Source organism: Pseudomonas sp. SDO5591_S426, assembly GCF_054070755.1.
This window is the reverse complement of record NZ_JBSVXD010000007.1, coordinates 38826-59309: the sequence shown is the minus strand read 5'-3', so window position 1 is coordinate 59309 and position 20484 is coordinate 38826. Positions and strand designations below refer to the sequence as shown.

Annotated in this window: 17 protein-coding genes and 2 pseudogenes; 6 read left to right on the top strand and 13 right to left on the bottom strand. The window is 61.7% G+C overall.

Annotated elements, in window-relative coordinates:
- Positions 1-238: 238 nt before the first annotated feature.
- The 11 genes from ACW9JC_RS03205 to ACW9JC_RS03155 form a co-directional block, all read right to left on the bottom strand.
- A complete protein-coding gene (locus ACW9JC_RS03205) occupies positions 239-1546 on the bottom strand; it encodes an OprD family porin (RefSeq protein ID WP_457453532.1) in 1308 nt (435 codons plus the stop codon).
- A 95-nt stretch (positions 1547-1641) separates the two neighbouring features.
- Positions 1642-2214 carry a PPC domain-containing DNA-binding protein gene (locus ACW9JC_RS03200; RefSeq protein WP_457453530.1) on the bottom strand — a complete coding sequence of 191 codons (573 nt, stop codon included), beginning with the start codon at positions 2212-2214 and terminating at the stop codon, positions 1642-1644.
- A 125-nt stretch (positions 2215-2339) separates the two neighbouring features.
- Positions 2340-3917 carry an aldehyde dehydrogenase (NADP(+)) gene (locus ACW9JC_RS03195; RefSeq protein WP_457453529.1) on the bottom strand — a complete coding sequence of 526 codons (1578 nt, stop codon included), beginning with the start codon at positions 3915-3917 and terminating at the stop codon, positions 2340-2342.
- A 21-nt stretch (positions 3918-3938) separates the two neighbouring features.
- On the bottom strand, positions 3939-4898 hold the full coding sequence (locus tag ACW9JC_RS03190) for an amidohydrolase family protein (RefSeq protein ID WP_457453527.1): 960 nt from the start codon (positions 4896-4898) through the stop codon (positions 3939-3941).
- On the bottom strand, positions 4891-5850 hold the full coding sequence (locus tag ACW9JC_RS03185) for an amidohydrolase family protein (RefSeq protein WP_457453526.1): 960 nt from the start codon (positions 5848-5850) through the stop codon (positions 4891-4893). Before ACW9JC_RS03185 ends, ACW9JC_RS03190 begins: the two co-directional genes overlap by 8 nt.
- 16 nt (positions 5851-5866) lie before the next feature.
- Entirely contained in the window at positions 5867-6325 is a 459-nt protein-coding gene (locus ACW9JC_RS03180) for a thioesterase family protein (RefSeq protein WP_338581258.1), read from the bottom strand.
- 66 nt (positions 6326-6391) lie between these two features.
- Complete coding sequence (locus ACW9JC_RS03175) at positions 6392-8287, bottom strand: TRAP transporter large permease (RefSeq protein WP_448108150.1); 1896 nt, start codon at positions 8285-8287, stop codon at positions 6392-6394.
- A gap of 15 nt (positions 8288-8302) precedes the next feature.
- Positions 8303-9349: a TRAP transporter substrate-binding protein gene (locus ACW9JC_RS03170; RefSeq protein ID WP_338581256.1), complete on the bottom strand. Its 1047-nt coding sequence runs from the start codon at positions 9347-9349 to the stop codon at positions 8303-8305.
- 55 nt (positions 9350-9404) lie between these two features.
- Positions 9405-10613 carry a CaiB/BaiF CoA transferase family protein gene (locus tag ACW9JC_RS03165; RefSeq protein WP_448108148.1) on the bottom strand — a complete coding sequence of 403 codons (1209 nt, stop codon included), beginning with the start codon at positions 10611-10613 and terminating at the stop codon, positions 9405-9407.
- 1 nt (position 10614) lies between these two features.
- Positions 10615-11394, bottom strand: a complete 780-nt coding sequence (locus ACW9JC_RS03160; RefSeq protein WP_457453523.1) for an enoyl-CoA hydratase-related protein — start codon at positions 11392-11394, stop codon at positions 10615-10617.
- Between the two features lie 93 nt (positions 11395-11487).
- Positions 11488-12627, bottom strand: coding sequence for an iron-containing alcohol dehydrogenase (locus ACW9JC_RS03155; RefSeq protein ID WP_457453522.1), 1140 nt, complete (start codon positions 12625-12627; stop codon positions 11488-11490).
- A gap of 174 nt (positions 12628-12801) precedes the next feature.
- Here ACW9JC_RS03155 and ACW9JC_RS03150 point away from each other — a divergent pair, with 174 nt between their 5' ends.
- Together ACW9JC_RS03150 and ACW9JC_RS03145 are read left to right on the top strand one after the other, a co-directional pair.
- The gene (locus tag ACW9JC_RS03150) at positions 12802-13725 is read left to right on the top strand and encodes a LysR family transcriptional regulator (RefSeq protein WP_338581252.1); all 924 of its coding nucleotides are present in this window, start codon (positions 12802-12804) and stop codon (positions 13723-13725) included.
- A 135-nt stretch (positions 13726-13860) separates the two neighbouring features.
- Complete coding sequence (locus ACW9JC_RS03145) at positions 13861-14928, top strand: GGDEF domain-containing protein (RefSeq protein WP_457453520.1); 1068 nt, start codon at positions 13861-13863, stop codon at positions 14926-14928.
- A 24-nt stretch (positions 14929-14952) separates the two neighbouring features.
- On the opposite strand, the gene ACW9JC_RS03140 is transcribed toward ACW9JC_RS03145, so the two are convergent.
- Both ACW9JC_RS03140 and ACW9JC_RS03135 read right to left on the bottom strand, forming a co-directional pair.
- On the bottom strand, positions 14953-16518 hold the full coding sequence (locus tag ACW9JC_RS03140) for an aldehyde dehydrogenase (NADP(+)) (protein ID WP_457453518.1): 1566 nt from the start codon (positions 16516-16518) through the stop codon (positions 14953-14955).
- A 7-nt stretch (positions 16519-16525) separates the two neighbouring features.
- Positions 16526-17149 carry an isochorismatase family cysteine hydrolase gene (locus ACW9JC_RS03135; protein ID WP_457453517.1) on the bottom strand — a complete coding sequence of 208 codons (624 nt, stop codon included), beginning with the start codon at positions 17147-17149 and terminating at the stop codon, positions 16526-16528.
- 98 nt (positions 17150-17247) lie between these two features.
- Between ACW9JC_RS03135 and ACW9JC_RS03130 the strand changes: the two genes are divergently transcribed.
- The 4 genes and pseudogenes from ACW9JC_RS03130 to ACW9JC_RS03115 form a co-directional block, all read left to right on the top strand.
- A complete protein-coding gene (locus ACW9JC_RS03130) occupies positions 17248-17778 on the top strand; it encodes a winged helix-turn-helix transcriptional regulator (RefSeq protein WP_457453515.1) in 531 nt (176 codons plus the stop codon).
- A 112-nt stretch (positions 17779-17890) separates the two neighbouring features.
- Positions 17891-18217 carry a hypothetical protein gene (locus ACW9JC_RS03125; RefSeq protein ID WP_338581247.1) on the top strand — a complete coding sequence of 109 codons (327 nt, stop codon included), beginning with the start codon at positions 17891-17893 and terminating at the stop codon, positions 18215-18217.
- 246 nt (positions 18218-18463) lie between these two features.
- Positions 18464-19591, top strand: a pseudogene (locus tag ACW9JC_RS03120) (PDC sensor domain-containing protein); the annotation flags it as partial.
- Between the two features lie 324 nt (positions 19592-19915).
- Positions 19916-20452 (top strand): annotated as a pseudogene (locus ACW9JC_RS03115) (methyl-accepting chemotaxis protein); the annotation flags it as partial.
- Positions 20453-20484 lie beyond the last annotated feature (32 nt).

Genomic DNA, 20484 nt, shown 5'->3' with positions numbered 1-20484 from the left:
GAAGAGGGGGGATCGAAGGGCAGGGCAGTCATTACATGATGCAGTGAAGGCAGATTGGCATCATGTACTGTGTCGACAAAAAAAGCCGCTGCGTTACCGGCGAGAATTTACGAATTAGCGACGTCGGACGACGTATTCCGGCGATAGGGCCAGCCTTGGCCGATTGCGGAAAAAAGGACGCTGGAAAAATGAAAACGCCGCTCGATGAGCGGCGTTTGTTTGCAATGCGCAGGAGCGGTCAGAGCAATGGAATGCTGTAGCTGACGATCAAGCGGTTCTGGTCCTGATTGCGCGACGCCTGACTGTGGGATTCGCCGTTGCGCCAGCCAAATCCAACCCCCTTGAGCGGACCGGATTGCAGCGCGTAGTCGAGGCTGATGTCCCGTTCCCATTCCTTCTGGTTCGAGCCGGTCGTGGTCTTGATGTTGTCGCCGCTGAGGTAGATGACCGAGGCTTTCAGGCCCGGCACGCCCAGGGCCGCGAAGTCATAGGCATATTGGCCGAACGCGGTGCGCTCGCCGGCGCGGGTGAAGGTCTGGATCAGGCGGTCGGTGTAAAGGTACAGACTGGCGCCGCCCGCGCCTTTGTCCGGCAGGCCACCCTGATTGAGTTGGGTGAAACCGCTGCCGCTGGACACGCTTTGATAGCCGGCCGTGACGGCGTGGCCACCCAGGGTGTAAGTCAGCGCGGCGCTCCAGGTCTTGTTGTCGATCTCACCATCGTTGCCTTCGGTGTAGCCGCTGATTCTGTAACCCGTGCTGCCGTCGTTGTTTTCACCTGACGCGTCTGTCTTGAAATAACGCAGGTCGGTTTTCAGCGATTGATTGTCGGCAATTGTCAGCGTGTGGATCAGGCCGAAGAATTGTTGGGTGTAATAGTCGTCCAGGTGCGCGTAGTAATACTGCGCGGTCAGGTCGTTGGTGACTTTCCAGTCGCCACCGACGAAGTCGAACTGGTTGCTCTCGCGCAAGCCACCGGTGGCCGCCAGGCCGGTTTGATCGCTGGAGCCACGGCCAGTGGCGTGTTCGATTCGCCCACCGATCAAGGTCAGGTCCTTGAATTCGCCTGAGGTCAACTGGCCGCCCTCGAAGGTCTGCGGCAAAAGCCGACCATCGTTCGACACCAGGATCGGCAGCTTCGGCATCAGCGTGCCCAGGCGCAGTTCGGTTTTCGAGACTTTGACTTTGCCGGTCAGGCCCAGACGGCTCCATTCATCGACGGCGCTGTTGTCGCTGTCTGACGGAATCATGCTGCTGCCGACGTGGCGGTCCTTGCCGCTGTCCAGCGTCACGCCCATCAGCCCTAGCGCGTCGACCCCGAAGCCGAACTGGCCATCGGTGTAGCCCGACTTGTAATCGAGCAGAAAGCCTTGCGCCCATTCTTCGGTTTTCGAAGGGGCGGCGGTGCCGTCGCGGTTGTCGTTGTTGAAGTAGAAATTTTTCAGGCCCAGGGTGGCTTTGCTGTCGCTGAGGAAATCCGCCTGTGCCTGGCTGCCGAGCACGATGCCGCCCAGCGCCAGGGTTGCCGCTATGTGTTTACTGCTCATTGATGTCGCCCGTTTTTTATCGTTGGAAGTTGGGAGCTCCCACAGCTCGGCAAACGCAATCGCGAGAAAGCTGCGGGAGTGGCAGATCGCAGGTATTAAATGCCCAGCACATTGGCGCCGATGCACGGATCAATCCCGCGCTCCAGACGACGCTGGTGGACGATGACGGTGATTTCCATCGAGCCGGTGGTCACTTCGAAGTCGAGGATGTGCCCGCCGTAAGCCTGGAACGTGGCGTCGCCGGCTACACCGTGCATGTGGATCGACGGCTGGTCGTTTTTCCACGCCACGGAGCCGGTGATGCTGGCCATTTCGACGTTGCTGAAAGTCTTGGCGTCGAAGTCCTTTTTATCCTTGTTCCAGAAACCGAATTTCACGTTGCCGAAACCGATGCCGCTGATCGAGGCGCTGGGGATTTTTTCGGCGATGGCCAGCTTGGTCAGCTCCTTGAAGGCGTTGTCGCCCATGCGCAGGACCATGAGATAGCCGGTGGGCGTTTTGGTGTAGCGCGGGGTGGCTTCGGTTGCACATTGCATGGGCGGGGTCGTCGCAGTGGTCGGGGTTTCGGCCATGGCCGATGGGGCAATGCTTGAGCTGATCAGCACGGCGGCACTGATCGCCAGCATCAGTGTGGACAAGCGGTGTTTCGGTTGACGTTGCACTTGCATGGGACTTCCTCTGTTGTTGTTTTTGTGGGGATGAAGCGTTTTTCAGGCAAAGCGATGCCCGGCGCCTGTTGGGAAACAGGCGCTGCTGTCAAAGGATCAACAGTGGGCTTTGGCGGGTCGCGGGCTTACAGCGCGTCGCGACTCATGACGCCGTCCAGCAGGCGGGCGATGCCCAGCGGGTTGGCGTTTTTCAGGGCATCCGGCAGCAGGCTGTCGGGGCAGTTCTGGTAGCAAACCGGACGCAGGAATCGATCGATCGCCAGCGTCCCGACCGAGGTGCCGCGCGCATCCGAGGTGGCCGGATACGGGCCGCCGTGGACCATGGCATCACTGACTTCGACGCCGGTGGGGTAGCCGTTGAACAGCACGCGTCCGACCTTCTGTTCCAGCAGGGCCAGAACGTCGGCCAAGGAATCGATCTCGGCGTCTTCGACCAGCAAGGTCGCGGTCAACTGGCCGCGCAAACCGTGCAGTGCCTGAATCAATTCGCCGTGATCCGCCACTTCGACAACGATGGTGGTCGGGCCGAAGACTTCTTCCTGCAGCAGTTCATCACCGTTGATCAGCAGGCTGACGTCGGCCTTGAATACCTGTGGCCGGGCCTGATTGCCCTGTTGCTCGGCGCCGGCCAGATGAGTCACACCGGGGTGGGAACTGAGGTTTTCCAGACCGTGGCAGTAGCTTTTCAGCGCGCCGCTGTTGAGCATCGTCTGCGCGGATTGCTCGGCCATCACCGCGGCAAAGCGCTCGAGAAACGCCGAGAACTCGGGTGAACGAATGCCCAGCACCAGCCCGGGATTGGTGCAGAACTGGCCGGCACCCAACACCACGGAAGCCGCCAGTTCAGTGGCGATCTTGTCGCCGCGAGACTTGAGCGCTTCGGGCATCAGCAGCACCGGGTTGGTGCTGCTCATTTCAGCGAATACCGGGATCGGTTGCGGACGGGCCGCCGCCATGTCGCACAGCGCCCGGCCACCGCGCAACGAACCGGTGAAGCCGACTGCCTGAATCGCTGGATGCTTGACCAGCGCTTCACCGACGCTGCCATAGAGCATGTTGAACACGCCTTTGGGCATGGCGGTTTTTTCTGCCGCACGCTGAATCGCGCCGGCCACGTAATCGGCGGTGGCCATGTGGCCGCTGTGGGCCTTGAATACCACCGGGCAACCGGCGGCGAAGGCGGCGGCAGTGTCGCCGCCGGCAGTAGAGAAGGCCAGCGGGAAGTTGCTGGCACCAAACACGGCGACCGGGCCGAGGCCGGTGCGGTACTGACGCAGGTCCGGGCGCGGCAACGGTTGGCGGTCCGGCAAGGCACGATCGATACGCGCACCGTAGAAGTCGCCACGCCGCAGCGTTCGGGCAAACAGGCGCATCTGCCCGCTGGTACGCGCCCGTTCACCTTGAATGCGCCCGGCGGGCAGGGCGGTTTCGCGGCAGACCAGGGCGATGAAGGTGTCGTCCAGTGCATCGAGTTCAGCGGCGACGGCCTCGAGGAATTCGGCGCGACGTTCGGCCGACAGATGACGGAAAGTCGGGTAGGCCGTGGCGGCTGCTTCGGCCGCTGCGTTCACTTCTTCGACGGTGGCCGAGTGAAAGCGATACGGCAGGGCTTCGCCGCTTTTGGCATCAAAGCTTTGCAGGGTGCTGGTGCCTTGGGCAGAGCGAGTACCTGCAACGTAGTTGTGGCCGGAAACTTCAAACATGGGAACTCCTGAAGGATGGGGTCAGTTGAGTCGGTAAAGGCGTCGGGCGTTGTCATGGAACAGCGCCAGCCGATCAGTCAGAGGGCGGTCGCGGACGATGGACTTGAAGCCGTCGAGAATCTCGCTCATGCCGTTGACCACGCCATCGACCGGGTAATTGGTGGCAAACGCGCAGCGACTGACACCGAGGATCGAAATCGCGTCGTTCACCACCACGCGGTTCGCCTCGACGGGCCATGGCTCGCCAGGGATGCAGATGCCGGAAATCTTTAGCGCGACGTTCGGCTCGCGAGCCAGCAATTCAAGGTTCGCGCGCCAACCCGCCAGGCCTTGTATCGAACGATCCGATGGCAACGCCGTATGGTTGACGACGATGGTCACGTCGGGAAAGTCCCTGGCCAGTTCGGCCGCTTCCGGCAGATGCCACCAGGGCGCCTGCAATTCGAAATGCAGGCCGTTTTCTGCCAACAGGCCGTAGCCGTCCCGCCAACGGGCGTCGCGCATGGAGCCCGGTGCGGCAAAATTCTCGTGCCACGCTTCACGGCTGGTCACGCTCGGTTTGTGGCGGATGCCGCGCACCAGTGGATGCTGCGCGTATTGACGCAACAGCGCGGGGGCGTCTTCGCGGTCAAGCCAGGCTTGGGCGACCATGGCTGCCAGCGTCGGTTCGTCCTTGGCCAGGGATTCGACAAAATGTACTTCTTCCAGCGGCGTGGTCGGGTCCCATTCGCCCTCGATCAGCACAGTCTGGACAATCCGGTGATGGCCGCTCAGGCGGCGATAATCCTCGGGCAGGAAATTGCGGCAGATCGACGAGTAATCGCCATAACGGAATGGGCGCAATGGGCGGTCGTTCAGCCACGGGTAGTAATGCGCCTGCATGTCGAAGTAGTGCTGGTGAGCGTCGACGATGGGCAAGTCCACGTCGTCGCCGCTGGCGAGAAAACGTGCGCGCCAGTCGATGGCCTGTTGCTCATTCATGCGCGGTCTCCAGGCGATAGAAACGTTGTGCGTTACCGGCGAACACTGCCTCTTGAACGTTGCGGCCCAGCGGCGCGAGCATCGCTGCCACGCCATCGGCAATGGTGTCGTAAGAGGCGCGCAATCCGGCGACCGGAAAGTTGCTGGCGAACATGCAGCGCTCGGGGCCGAAGATTTCCAGTGCGGTGAGCACCACGACGCGGTTGTCCTCTAAGCGCCACGGCGAATCCTTGAGGCCGAACTCCGACAGCTTGATATGCACGTTGGGCTGCATGGCCAGTGCTTCCAGGCCTTTGCGCCAGCGCGCCATGCCTTCGGGGCTGCGGTCCCAGGCGAAACCGCTGTGGTTCAGGGCGATCTGTATGTGCGGGAACATCGCCGCCACTTCGGCGGCTTCCACCAGGTGCCACGGCGGCACGCGCAAGTCCCACGTCAGGTTGTAGCGAGCCAACAGCGAAAATCCTTCCAGCCATTTCGGGTCTTGCATCGTGCCGGGGGCGCCGGCAATCGAGGCGTCCGGCGAAACCGAGGTCAGCGGTTTTGAGCGGATGCCCCTGACCAACGGCCGGGCGGCCTGCGCTGCAAGAATCTCGGCGCTGTCTTCGCGATCGAACCAGGCGTGGGCGACGATGGCGTTGGGAAAACCGTAGCGGGCATTCACCTGTTCCAGCCAAAGCGTCTCGGCGACTTGCTCATCGCGGGCGCGTTCGGCCTCGACATGCACGGAGCCGATCAACCGTTGTTTTTGCGTCAGGGCGAGGAAATGCTCGGGCAGGAAATCGCGGCGCAGCGAGTGGTAGTCACCAAGGAAAAACTCCTCGTGATATTCCTCCTGCAGCCAGGGATAGCGACCGGCGCCGAGGTCCCACAGATGATGGTGGGCATCGACGATCGGCAGCGCATCTTCGGCGGCGAAGTTCGGCAAGCCGTTGCGTTCATGCAGGGTGATCATGGCGACGTTCCCTGGCTCAGCGCGACGCGGTCAGGCGCGCAGGGCTGAGCGCGCCGTCATCGATTTCGCCAGCCTCGGCCGCCGCAGCCTTGGCCTGCACGCGGCTGCGCAGCTTGGCGACGTTGACCACCACCCGTGTATGCGCCGCCGTTGCCACCAGTTCCACGTCGTCGCGCACTTCGACGTTGAACGTCACGCTGCGTCCCTCAACCCGAGTGACCGTGGCGACAATGCTCACCGACATGCCCAGCAGCGTCGCGCCAACGTGGCGGATATCGACCGCCGCGCCGACGGTGTTTTCACCCTCGTCGAGGAAGGTCAGCAGGTAGTCGAGGCACGCCTGTTCGATGTCATCCACCAGGCGCGGGGTGGCGTAGATGCGCAAGTCCTCGCCGAGAAACGAGATGGTGCGTGGCTGGTCGACGATCAGTCGGCGCTCGGTGGTGGCGCCGGTTTCCAGTGTGGAGAAATTCATAAGCAACCTCGTGTTTGAGTGCCGACAGTCGCGGTGGCGACCGTCGGCGGGGAGTCAAAAGTTGAGTCAGGACGGCAGGAAACCAATCGAAATCCAGGGCACGGCAATCAGCACGCCCAAGGCAACCACCAGCGCGCCGAGGTATGGCCAGACCCGGCGCATGGCACCACTCGGGTCGACCTTGGCGATGGCGCAAGCCGCGTAGAAACCGACACCGAACGGCGGTGCGAACAGGCCCAGGCCCATGGCGAAGATCGCGACCATGGCGTAGTGCACGTCGTTGATGCCCATGGTCTTGGCAATCGGGAACAGCAACGGCCCGAACAGCACGATGGCCGGGATGCCTTCGAGGAAACTGCCAAGCAGGATGAACGCCACGGCGGAGATGATCAGGAAGCCCATCGCGCCACCCGGGACGGTGGACATCACCTGCGCCAGTTGATGGGAGAATCCCGACTGGGTCAGTGCCCAGGCCATGGCGGTGGCGCTGCCGATGATGATCAGGATCGCGCCGGACAGTGACGCGGTGCTGACCAGGATCGGATACAGGCGTTTCCAGTCAAAGCAGCGGTAGCACAGCAAGCCGACGATGAAGGTGTAGGCCACGCCGATGGCGGCCACTTCGGTCGCGGTGGCGACACCTTCGACCACGGCGGTGCGGATCACGAAGGGCAGGGCCAGCGCCGGCAATGCCACCAACAGCGAGTGACCGATTTCCTTGGCGGTGGCGCGTTGGCCGGTGGAGGCATCACGCTTGCGGTTTTTCCACCAGACCACGGCGGCCATGGCAATCGCACCTACCACCGCCGGCATGAAACCGCCGGTGAACAGCGCGGAAATCGACACGCCGGTGACCGAGCCGATGGTGATCAGCACCAGGCTCGGCGGGATGGTTTCCGACATCGCCCCGGAAGCATTGAGCATCGCCACCAGTTCGTTTTCATCCTCGCCGCGTTTCTTCATTTCCGGGAACAGCGCCGGCGCGATGGCGGCCATGTCGGCGGCCTTCGAGCCGGAAATTCCGGAGATCAAGTAAATCGCGCCGATCAACACATACGACAAACCACCGCGCACATGGCCGATCAACGAGCACAGGAAACGGATCATCGCCCGCGCCATGCCCATGGCTTCGATCAGCGCGCCGAGGAACACAAACAACGGAATCGCCAGCAGGATCAGACTGGCCATGCCTTCGTCCATGCGGCCCACCACCAGGGTCAGCGGTGTGCTGGTCATGGTCGACAGATACGCCACGGTGGCCAGACCGAACGCAACCATGATCGGCACGCCGATGACGATCATGCCCATCACGCCGATCATGAAGAACACGATCAGGTTCCAGTTGCCCATCAGCAACAGCGTGCCTTCACCGGCCCACAACAACGCGGCCAGCGAGCCGAGCATCGCCACCGACACGGTGAAGTCGATCAACCGCGCGCTGGTCAACAGCCGTGCGACGCAGGTCAGCAGCATCAGGCTCAGGCCGACGGCGATGGCCGACACGCGAAAGGCGTTGGGGATTTCCAGGGCGGCGGTGGTGATGATCCACTCGTCGCTGACGAACTCCCAGGCCGGCGAGAACAGCATGACGATGAAGGTGATGACGATCACCGCGCCGAAGGTGTCGACGAAGGCGCGTTTTTCCGCCGGTAGCCGGCCGATGAACGAGGTCAGGCGCATGTGCTCGCCGCGTCGCATCGCCACCACCGAGCCAAGCATCGCCAGCCACAGAAACAGCAACGAGGCCATTTCGTCGCCCCAGACGATCGGCTGGTTGAGCACGTAGCGAGAGAACACGTTGCAGAACAGCAAGGTGACTTCGAGGATCACCAGCAGCGCGGCGCTGCCCTCGGTCGCCCAGCGCAGGCCGGTATCGAGAGCGCGGCCAAGGCGCAGCGCGGTGTGGCGTGGGCTGAGTCCGTCAGCGGGGGAAACATCCGTCATAGGCATTTCGTTTTTCATGACCTTGACTCCGGCTTAGGACAATTGACCCGCGTACTGCTCAAGCAAGCCCCAGGCTTCGTCGCCGTACTTCTGTTTCCATTGGGTGTAGAAGCCTTTTTTCTGCAGTTCGGTGCGGAACAGCGAGCGGTCGACCTTGTTGAAGGTGACGCCGTGGGCGGTCAGCGAGGGTTCGAGACTGGCATTCAGGTCGATCACTTGTTGACGCTGGACCAGTGCGGCGGCGTTGATCTGCCGGGAGACGATTTCCTGTACGTCGGCAGGCAGTTTGGGGAAGGTCTTGCCCGAGCCGAGAATCCAGAAACCGCCCCAGATGTGGTCGGTCAGCGAGCAGTATTTCTGTACTTCGTAGAAGCGCGCCGACTCGACCACCACCAACGGGTTTTCCTGGCCGTCGACGACTTTGGTCTGCAACGCCGAGTAGGTTTCGTTGATGCTGATCCCGGTCGGCGCGGCGCCGAGGGCGCTGAACATGGAGGTCCACAGCGGGCTGACCAAGACGCGTAACTTGAAGCCAGCGAGGTCTTCCGGGGTGTAGATCGGGCGGGTCGAGCTGGTGATCTGGCGGAAGCCGTTGTTCCAGACCTTCTCCATCGGGATCAGGCCGACCTTGGTGGTCTGGGCGCGCACGTAATCGCCCAGTTTTCCGTCCAGTGCGGCCCACACGCTTTCGTAGTCCTTGAAGGCGAACGGCATGCTTTCAATCGACATGGCCGGCACCAGCGTGGAGAGAATCGCGCCCGGCAGGGGAATGAAGTCCACCGCACCGGCGCGCACCTGGGACAGCATGTCGGTGTCGCCGCCCATGGAGGCGTTGGCGTACACCTGCAAATCGACGGCGCCGTTGGTTTCAGCCTTGATCGCGTCGGACGCGGCCTTCATCTGTTTGTTCAGCGGATGGGTGTCGGGCAGGCTGCTGCTGTAACGCAAGACGATGGGTTTTGTGGCGGCAAACACGCCACTGGTTGGCAGCAGGCTGGCGGCGAAGGCACCGCCCACGGTGACGCCAGCGGAGACCAGGAACGATCGGCGGCTGACGGCTTCGGTCAAGATACGGCTCATGATGGTTACCTTTTTGTTTTTGTTTTAAGGAATGTGGTCGGGTTCGGGCTTTAGGTCAGGAGGCGAGCGCCACTACCGACTTGCTGCGAATCAGGTCGTCGATTTCGTCATCGGCGTAACCACTTTCCTTGAGCACTTCGCGGGTGTGCTCGCCGAGCAGCGGTGCCGGGCGGCTGGTTTGTGGCGGGGCGTTGTCCATGTCGGAGAAGTGGATCGGCAGGCCCATGCCACGTACGCGGCCTTCAGTCGGGTGCTCGGTTTCCACCACCATGCCCCGGGCTTTTGTTTGTGGATGGGCGAGGGCGGCGGCGATGTCCAGCACAGGGCCGGCGGGCAGGCCGAGGCTGTCGAACAGCACCATCCAGTCATCGGTGGTGCGCGCGACCAGCACTTCGTTGAGGATTTCCACCAGTGCCAAGCGGTGCTGCATACGCAGGGCGTTGCTGGCGAAACGCGGGTCGGCTTTCAGTTGCGGCACGGCGAGGGCTTCGACCAGTCGTTCGTAGTTGGCCTGGTTGGCGGCGCCGATGTTGATCCAGCCATCGGCGGTGCGGAACACCTGATACGGCGCGCTGGTGGAGTTGGCCGAGCCCATTTTCGGCAGGATGGTGCCATCGGCGAAGTACGCGGCTGCGGGCCAGAACATCTGTTGCAGGCCGGCTTCGAACAGCGAGGTGTCGACCATTTGCCCCAGCCCGGTTTTCTGTTTGGCAGCGTAGGCCGCGCAGATCCCGAGGGCGGCGAGGATGCCGGAGTTGATGTCGGCCACCGGCGAACCGGCCTTGACCGGCTCACGACCGGCTTCACCGGTCATGCTCATCATGCCGCTCATGCCTTGGGCGATCAGGTCAAAACCACCCTTGTCGCCGAACGGGCCGCTGCGGCCGTAGCCGGAGATCGCGCAATAGATCAGCCCCGGGTTGAGGGTCTTCAGCGTGTCGTAACCCAGGCCGAATTTTTCCATGGTGCCGGCGCGGTAGTTTTCCGTGACCACATCCGCGTCCATCAGCAAGCGGCGCAACACGTCGCGGCCGCCGTCGGTCTTCAGGTTCAGGCCGATGCCGCGCTTGTTGCGGTTGACCACCATGAACGAAGCGGATTCGCCGCTGGCCATGATCGGCGAGAAGCGTCGGGAGTCATCGCCATCGGGCACTTTTTCGACCTTGACCACGTCGGCACCCATGTCGGCCAGCATCATTCCGCACACCGGGCCGGACATGATGTGAGCCAGTTCTACCACGCGCATTCCTGTCAGCGGTCCCATGTTATTTCCCCTTGAATTGTGGTTTGGCTTTCGTGATGAAAGCGTTGAGGCCGATCTGGAAATCTTCGGTGTCGTAGCAGAAGTAGCTGTGGTCGACCTGTTGGACGGTGGGTGCCTGGCCGGCTTCAAGCTGACGGGCAGCCTGACGGTGCCAGCGCGCTACCAGCGGCGCGCCATTGGCGATGCGTTTGGCGGTGGCGAGGGTTTCGGACTCGACTTCGGCATCGGCGACGACGCGGGTCACGAGGTTTTTCACGTAGGCGTCCTGGGCATCGAGGATCCGGCCTTCGAGAAGGATTTCCAGGGTGGTCGAGCGTCCGGCCAGCGCTACCAGTCCGGCCATTTCGTCATAGGACATAACCAGGCCGAGCTTGCCGACCGGCGCGCCGAAGCGGCTGGATGTGCCGCAAATGCGCAAGTCGCAAAGCGCCGCAATCTCCAGACCGCCGCCGACGCACACGCCGTGGATCATCGCGATCACCGGGTGCACGCAATCGGCAACTGCGCGCATGGCCATCGAGGTGACTTCGGCATACGTCCGTGCTTGAGCGGCGTTGGCGCGCACGCTGGGGAACTCGCCGACATCGGCACCGGCGGCAAAGGCTTGTTCGCCCTCACCACGCAACACCACGCAGCGTATGGACGAGTCGGCTGACAGCTCGGTCATGACGTCACCCAGGTCCTGCCACATGGACAGGTTCAGGGCGTTCATTTTTCCAGGATTGCTGAGGGTGACGATGGCAACGGTGTCTTGCCGTTCGATAAGGACGGTGGGCTTCATGGTTGTTCTGCCATCGCCGGTTTCGAGTGAACCCGGCGATGCGGCGGCCTCCTGAATTTTTATTGTTGGATAGCAGTAGGGTGCGGCGATGCGTTAAAGCGACTGCCTGAGCATCGTCAGGTAGTCCGCGCTGGATGCCTCGCGCGGGTTGGTCTTGTGGCTGTGGTCGTGCAGCGCGCCTTCCACGATGTGTTCGAACAGGCTTTCGTCGACACCGATTTCGCTGAGACGGGTGGGCAAGCCCAGACGACGGGTCATGTCTTCAATGGCCGAGCCGATGTTGGCGTCGGCCGCAAGCCCCATGGCGTGGCGCAGGCGTTCAAGCTTCTGCTCATCACGTACGGTTGGGGCGTCGGCGTTGAAGTCGACGACCGCCGGCAGGAAGATCGCGTTCAAAGTGCCGTGGTGCAGCTTCGGATTGATCCCGCCCAAGGCATGGGACAGGCTGTGCACACAGCCCAGACCTTTCTGGAATGCCAGCGCGCCTTGCATCGAGGCACTCATCATGTTCATCCGCGCTTCGCGGTCGCCGGGTTCGGCGGTGGCGCGTTCGATATGACCCCAGGCACGCCACAGGCCGTCGAGGGCGATACCGTCCGCTGCCGGGTTGAAGGCTGGCGCCATGAAGGTTTCGATGCAGTGGGCGATGGCGTCCATGCCGGTGGCGGCCGTCAGCATCGCTGGCAGGCCGAGGGTCAGTTCCGGATCGCAGATGGCCACGCGCGGCACCACGTACGGCGAGATAACGCCGACTTTGCGGCCGTCGTCGAGGATCAGGATGGCGCCGCGACCGACTTCGCTGCCGGTGCCGGCGGTGGTTGGAATTGCGATCAGCGGCGCGGTGGCCGAGGTGATGCGGTCCAGTCCGCCTTCAATCACCGCGAAGCTTTGCAGCGGGCCTTCATGCGTCGCGCAAACCGCCACGCCTTTGGCCAGATCGATGGAAGAACCGCCGCCGACCGCGATGATGCCGTTGCACTCGCCCTGGCGGTATTGCGCGACGGCTTCACGCACGGCGTGTTCGTTCGGGTTCGGTGGGGTGGCGTCGAAAATCGTGTAAGGACGGTTGACGCCGAGAGCGGCAATGACCTTGTCGACGATGCCGGCGTTGCGCACGCCCACGTCGGTGACGATCAGCGGACGGGTGATGTTGGCGCGGTCGGCTTCGGCGGCCAGATGCTCCAGGCTGTCATAGCCGAACTGGATTTTGGTGACGTAATTGATGAGGGACATGATTCACCACAAGTTATACAGGATTGTTATTGTTGCAATCGGCCTGTGGTTGCAGCGCTACTGAACGCTGGCCAAACCCATTGCATTGCCTGACTGTGGAGCGGACTATAGGGCCGACGTATTGCCCCCGATACTGACAACTTTCGATACCTCTATAACTTTTAGTTAACCCTGATGACGCCCTCACTCAACTCGATCATGTCCCGTTTGCACATCAAGCAGCTGCGTCTTTTGATAGCGCTTGATGAACACGGCTCCCTGCTGGGCGCGGCCAGGCAGGTGGCGCTGACCCAGCCCGGCGCCAGCAAGGCACTGCAGGAAATCGAAACCACGTTCGGCACTTCGCTGTTCACCCGGACTAACCGCGGGCTAGAGCCAAACGACGCCGGACGCTCGGTGATTCGTTACGCGCGACTGATCCAGACCGACCTCGCGCACTTGCGCGAAGAGATCATCGGCATCATGAGCGGCGAGGGCGGACGGCTGTCGGTGGGCACCATCATGGGCGCCGTGCCGCTGCTGACCACGGCGATCAGCCGGGTGATTGCCGACAACCCGAAGATGTCCATCGAGATCGTCGAGGACACCAGCGCCGCCTTATTAAGCCAACTCGACGCCGGGCGCCTTGACCTGGCGATCTGCCGCACGACTGTCAGCAGCACGCCTTACCTGTACGAGAGCGCAATATTCGTTGAGGAAACCCTGGCGGTGATCGCCAGCACCCAGCATCCGTTCGCCTATGCCAGGAAGCTGTCGTTGAAGGATCTGGTGGATTACCGCTGGGTGGTCTACCGCGCCAACATGCCGATGCGTCTGTTACTGGAGCGCGAATTTCACGAGGCCGACTTGCGGTTCCCGGTGCATCTGCTGGAAACCACCTCGGCGTTCGCGACGTTGTCGTTGTTGCAGGAGAACCCGTCGCTGGTGGCGCTGGTCTCGACCGATGTGGCGAAATTCTGTTCCGGTTACGGCTTTACCACCACGCTGCCACTGCCGATTACCTCGCGCAGCGAACCCTACGAGCTGGTTTCGCGCAAAGGCGTGCCGGATTCGCCAGCGGCCAGGCTGTTGCGTCAGGCGTTGTTGAATCTGGGTTGAGCTGCTCCGCACCTTTGTGGGAGCGACGTTATATAAATTGTCGTTCCAGCCCATCGCGGGATAGCCGTTTGTCAGGCGTATCGGTATGCTCTGCCGGCTGCCTGAATGCCAATGATTAACAACCACAGTGAAACCATGAGCCAATCAGAATCGCGTGCGAATGTTCTAGCGCTTTATCCGGAAGACTCCCGCGAGGCAGCGGCGTTGCTCAAGCAAGCCGTTCCACTGATGGTTCGCCACAACATTCCGCCCAATCCGGTGCATTACGCGCTGTGGTACACCTACAGCAAAGGCCAGGACCCGGAACTCAATCGTCATCTGGACCGGGTTGTCCGGGACTTCGACGGTTGTCCGCCCGAATCGGCGACCAGGCTTTTTCGCGAGTACATCATCCGTGACGAGCTTGAAGATGCCCGCGCCGAGCAGCAGCAAGTCATCAGCCTGGTGGATGGTATGGAACGTGACGTTTCGCGCAGCGTGAAGGGCAGCCAGAATTTCCAGAACCGTCTCGGGCAGTGCCTGGAAATGCTCGACGAGCCAGTCAGCGATCGCTTGCCGCGCATTCTCAATGAGCTGCAACAGAGCACTCGGCTGATGCAAAGTCAGCAGGAGCAATTCCTCGGCCAGTTGCAGTCTGCGCAAAACGAAATCAAGACCCTGCGTGACAAACTCGAACGCGCCCAACTGGCCGCGACACTCGACGGCCTGACCGAACTGCTCAACCGCACAGCGTTCACGCGGTTGCTGGAGCAGGCGTTGGACAAAGGCTCCCGACGTGTCGCGCTGGTGATGCTGGACATCGACCACTTCAAGCAATTCAACGATCAGTACGGCCACCCGTTGGGCGACCGGGTGTTGCAGCATGTCGGCCAGGTGTTGCGCGGCGCGCTGGTGCCCAATGCCTTTGCCGGGCGTTACGGCGGCGAGGAGTTCTGCGTGGTGCTGGAAGACTGCGCTGATCTCGACAGTGCCTGTGCCTTCGCCGAGCAGCTGCGGCTGAAGGTCCAGTCATTGCGAATCAAGGCGCGGGGAACCGACACCGTGCTGGATACGATCACCGCGTCTTTCGGCGTCGCCTTCGTCCAACCCGGCGACAACCTGGAAAGCCTGTTGACCCGTGCCGATGACGGCCTGTACCAGGCCAAGCGCAACGGGCGTAATCAGGTGTTCGCCCTGCACAAAGGCCCGGCATCAGTGGCGTAAACCACGCCGGGCCCGCGTTGGCGTTTACTGACCGTCCAGACTACGCGGCAATCCAAGCGGATTGAGGTCGCGCAGTGCCTCGGGCAACAACGCATCCGGGAAGCCCTGATAGGTGATCGGGCGCAGGAAGCGTTCGATGGAGGTCATGCCCACCGAGGTGAAGCGGCTGTCCGACGAGGCCGGGAACGGTCCGCCGTGGATGGTCGCGAAGGATACTTCCTGTGGATGCGCAAAAGCGTTGACCACGATTCGTCCGGTACGCCGCTCCAGAATTGGCAGCACATGCCGGGCCAGTTCCAGATCACCTTCCTCAAGATGCAGGGTTGCGCTGAGTTGGCCGCGAAACGCACGGGCGACAGCGAGCAGTTCAGGCTCATCCTTGACCTTCACCAGCAGCGCTGCCGGACCGAACACCTCGTGCGCCAGTTCCGGTTCGGTGAGGAAGCGCTGGCCGTCGACTTCCAGCAGGGCTGACTGGCCTTGTAGATCTGCCGTTGCGGCCGAACCTTCGACGACAGCTTTTGCCCCGGCGCTTTGCAGCTGGTCCAGACCGCTGAGGTAAGCCGCATGAATCCCCGGCGTCAGCATCGGACGCGCCGGTGCATCGCTCACGCGCTTGATCATCGCACCGCGTAACGCTTCAAACCCGGTGCCTTCAATCGCAATCAGGATCGCCGGTTTGAGGCAGGCCTGGCCGACGTTGACCAGCATGCGTTCGACAAATCCATCACCGATCTGCGCACCACGCGCAGCCAGCGCCTGAGGCAGAATGAACGTGGGGTTGACGCTTGTCATCTCGGTAAACACCGGGATCGGATCCGGGCGCAGTTGCGCACGCCGATACAGCGCCATGCCACCTTGCTCGGAACCGGTGAACGTCACGGCCTTGATCAGCGGATGGTCGACCAGCGCTTCGCCAATCGTGTTGCCGCCGCCACGCACCATAGAGAACACGCCTTCGGGAAAGCCGCTGTCCTGCACGGCTTTACGGATGGCCCGCGCCTGAATTTCCGAGGCGCCGGGGTGGGCGTTATGCGCTTTGACGATGACCGTCGCGCCCGCCGCCAGCGCAGAGGCGACATCGCCACCGGCGACCGAGTAACTGATGGGGAAATTGCTCGCGCCGAAAACAGCCACCGGGCCGATGGCGATTTTTTGCAGGCGATGATCCATGCGTGGTCGTGGCTGGCGATCAGGTTGTGCCGGGTCGATGGCCAGTTGCAGGAATCGTCCTTTGCGCACCACATCGGCGAACTGGCGGAACTGGGTGGCGGCCTTCGCCGCTTCGCCCTGAAGCTGCGCCTCGGGCAGACCCGTTTCCAGCGCGGCCCGTGCAGCAAGCTCCGGGGTCACGACATCGAGATTGGCGGCGATGCGCTCAAGGAATGCCGCACGTTCCGCCAGTGAGGTATGGCTGTAATGGTCGAACGCTTCGTCGGCGAGGTTCGCCGCCATGTCCACTTGCGCGACGCCACCGAAGGCGAAGTCCGGCTCGATGAGCTGGTTGGTCGCGGGATTGAGCGCTTTCATTGTCCCCTCGGTCGCAGGGACTTCGTTGGCGCCGATCAACAGGTTTCCGGTCAGTTTCATTGTGTGTTCACTGCTTCAGGGTGGTGATGAGTTGCTCGGTGGTCACGATCGAATGCGCGTATGTCGGGCCGTTCAGTTCGTGGGCGGCGTGCATCATTTCCGGCTTGAACGCGGCGGTGGCATCGCGCACCAGCGTGACGTGGTAGCCGAGTTCCTGGGCGTAACGGGCGGTGGCCTCGATGCAGGTATTGGCCAGCAGGCCGACGATGATCACGTGGGTGATGCCTTTCTGCTTGAGGCGAAAATCAAGGTCGGTGTTGGCAAAGCCGCTCGAACCCCAATGCTCCTGGACGATAGTGTCGCCTTCCTGCGGGGCGAAATCGGGATGCCATTCGCCGCCCCATTCGCCACGTGCGAAGTGGTGCATGTGCTGGATCTTGCATTGGGTGGGGCTCGGGTGATCCCAGTTTTCGTAGTCGCCGTGTTCCCAGCGACGGTGCGGTACGATGACCACCGGAATGTCGAGGGCGCGGACAGTGCGATCCAGCGTGCGCAGGTTATCGAGCAGGCCGACTTGGTCGGCAATGGGCTTGAGCAAGGGAAAGATCTTGCCGCCTTCGGACAGGAAATCGTTGTAGGGATCGACCAGCAGGTAGGCAGTTCGATCAAGCGGGTAGGCTGCGTTGGACATGACGAGTTCTCCAGGAATTTTGACTGACCTTTGCCAGGGCTTGCCTCGGCATAGTGTTGATATGATAATCATAGTAACTAGGAAAGAGGCAAGCCCGCATGGCGGTAAAGAAGAATAGTCCCGAAACTTTGTGCCCGATTGCACGGGCCGAAGACATCGTCGGCGATCGCTGGACCGTGCTGGTTTTGCGCGAGTTGTTCATGCGCAACCATCGTTATGACGAGATCCAGGCGCAGACCGGCGGGACCCCGCAGATGATCGCTACGCGTCTCAAAAGCCTGGAGGCGGACGACATGGTTGAGCGCCGGGCCTACAGCGAACGACCGCCGCGCTACGAGTACCACCTCACCGCCAAAGGGCAGGCGTTTTACTCGGTGGTATTGGCGTTGCGTGCCTGGGGGGAAACCTGGTGCAAATCGGAAGGCGAAGGGTTGGCGGTGCGCTATACCCACCAGACTTGCAGGCATCACGCCGGACTCGGACCGCTGTGCGAGCATTGCGGCGAGTTGCTGCGCCGGGAAGAGCTGATCAGCGAGCCTGCGCCGGCTTACGCCGAGGAACGCAAGGCACGCCGCGAAGCGTTCAAGGGCAAGCGCGGGGCCGAGCCGATCGAAATGCCTGAGCAATAAGGGTTTTTACTATTCGTTCGAGTAATAGTGACCATCACCGATCACAAGTTCTGTTGCTTGCGGGAAACAAGGAAAATCGCGCCCATCTAACGCTTCTACCGGAACCGGCGCGATGAAAAACTTTACTCGACTGGCCCTTTTCGCACCCTTGCTGCTGGCAGGTTGTGCGTCAACGCCAAACGACCCCACGCTGACCTTGCAGACGAAAAAAGCACCTGAGGATTACGCGCAGTGTGTCCTGCCAAAACTGCATGAAGGCGCGCTGCATACCACCGTCTCGGAAACCCAGCGCAGCTACCGTATCGTGGTTACAAGCAAGGTCGCTGCCAACGATGTACTCGAGGCCTACAAGGGCAAGGTGTTCCTGTATGAGCGCACCTTATTGGCCTCGACATTCGGACCTTCCAGGCTTGAACGCGCCGCGCAGGAATGCCTTTGACAGCCGTCTAACCGGCACGTTTGCGCCGCATCGGTACACCTGAAACGAGTGTGGCGTTGTTGATTGTCGTCCCGGGTTTCTTCCCTCCGTTTTCAAAACTGATCGTACGTTCAATTGTGTTGCATCGGGGGCGTTTGCCTCGATATAGTGGCCAAATAATATCAATTATAAATCACCTGCCAGCAGGGCTGCGGCACTCTCGTTTTTGCGTGGTCTGTTGCTGGTTGACGAATCGCACCTTCGAGAATGTTCATGCCTAATCGCTCACTGCACTTCAAGTTGTTCTGGACGGCGCTGATTGGCACCGTCGTCGTCATGGCGCTGCTGTTGGGGTCCATCGCCTATATCGCTTATGGCTCGTCGGTCAAAGAGACCTTTGCCCTGGTCGACACCATCGTCAAGGCCAATGCCAAGGAAGTCGAAGTCGAACTCAGTGTCGGTTTTACCGTGGCCGAATCCCTGGCCGGTGTCGCCACTGCGATGCAGCAACAACAGGTCGATCGCAAGACCGCTGATGCCCTGACACGCCAACTGTTCGAAGCCAATCCCAAGCTGTTGGGCCTTGGGCAGTACTGGGAACCGAACGCTTTCGATGGCAAGGACAGTGAGTTTGCCAATCAACCGAACACTGATGCCACGGGCCGTTACCTGACTTACTGGAACCGCGCCAGTGGCGGGGTGAAGTCCGAGGCGTTGAGCGGTTACGTGCCGGAAAATGCCGACAACCAGTATTACTACCGACCGCTGCATACGCGTCAGCCGTGGGCCTCCGAACCCTATGCCTACAGCATCGGCAGTGGGCAGAAGGTAATGCTGGTGTCGATCATGGTGCCGCTGTTGCAAGGTGGTAAAGCGCTGGGTGTGGCGGGGGTCGATATTCCGCTGGAAAGCATCAACCGCCAACTCGCGACCATTGACGCATTCAAAGGCTATGGCGCGCTGATCTCCAGCGATGGCTTGTACGCCAGCCATCCCGATGCCAAGCGTTTAGCCCAGCCTGCCGACGAATTGCCGGCCGCTGCAAAGGACGCAATCAAGGCCGGCCAGCCCTACAGTTTCGAGCACGATGGCTGGGGCTATGTGCTGCAACCGGTGCACATCGGCAAGTCGCCGAACAATTGGGCGTTGATGGTCGCTTATCCGCTGGCCGAAGCCATGGCCGGGATCAATCATTTTCTCTACACCGCCGTGATTATCGGATTGGTCGCGTTGCTGGTCCTGGCCATCGTGCTGTGGCATTTACTGGCGTGGCAGATTCGTCCGTTGTCGGGCCTGACGGTCGGCATTCAGGCCTGGGGTGGCGAGTTGGGGTTGCGTTTTGAACAGCGCAGCGGCGATGAAACCGGCAAATTGGCCGGGGCGTTCAACCAGTTCATTCAGCGCCTTGGCGATCTGGTGGGCTCGATCCGTCACAGCAGCACGGCGCTGATGCAGATTTCCAATCATCTGGGCGATACCACCCAAGCCGTCGCCGAACGCGCGACTTCGCAACACACCGCCACCGAAGAAATGGCCAGCGGCGTGACGGCACTGGCGCACTCGGTGACCGAAATGTCCCAGCAAGCCGAAGACGTGGAGCAACTGGCACGCAACACTGAAGTGTTGACCAAGAACATTTCCGGGGACATGAGCCAGACCCTCGCCGGCATCACCCACATCGACCAGACCATGGACGTGGTGGCCGGTGCGGTGGGCGATCTGGAAAAACGCTCACAACAGATCGCCGGGATCATCGCGGTGATTCGTAGCATCGCCGACCAGACCAACCTGCTGGCCCTCAACGCGGCGATTGAAGCGGCGCGGGCCGGGGAGCAGGGGCGTGGTTTTGCCGTGGTGGCCGATGAAGTGCGGCAACTGGCGGAGCGCACCAGTCGCTCGACCGGTGAAATCGGCGAGATGATCGGCGCCATCGGTTCGGACGTGCGCAACACCGTGGCCAACGTTCAGCAGGTCGGCGAAGCGGTGCGCCAGGGTGTGGTGCAACTGACCACTTCGGCCCAAGGCGTGGATCAGATCCGCCAGCATGCCCAGGATATTCTGACGCGCATCAGCGAAGTCGCTCGTCAGACCCAAAGCCAGGCGGCGACCGGCGAGCAACTGTCGGTGGCGATCCAGGGCGTCAGCCGCATCTCCGAGCAGAACGATCACGCGATTCGCAGCCTGCTTGAACAGTCGGTGCAACTGCGTGATCAGACTGGGTCGCTGAGCCAGCAATTGACGCAATTCCGCGATTGACCTGAACCTGTGGGAGCCTGATCGCTCCCACA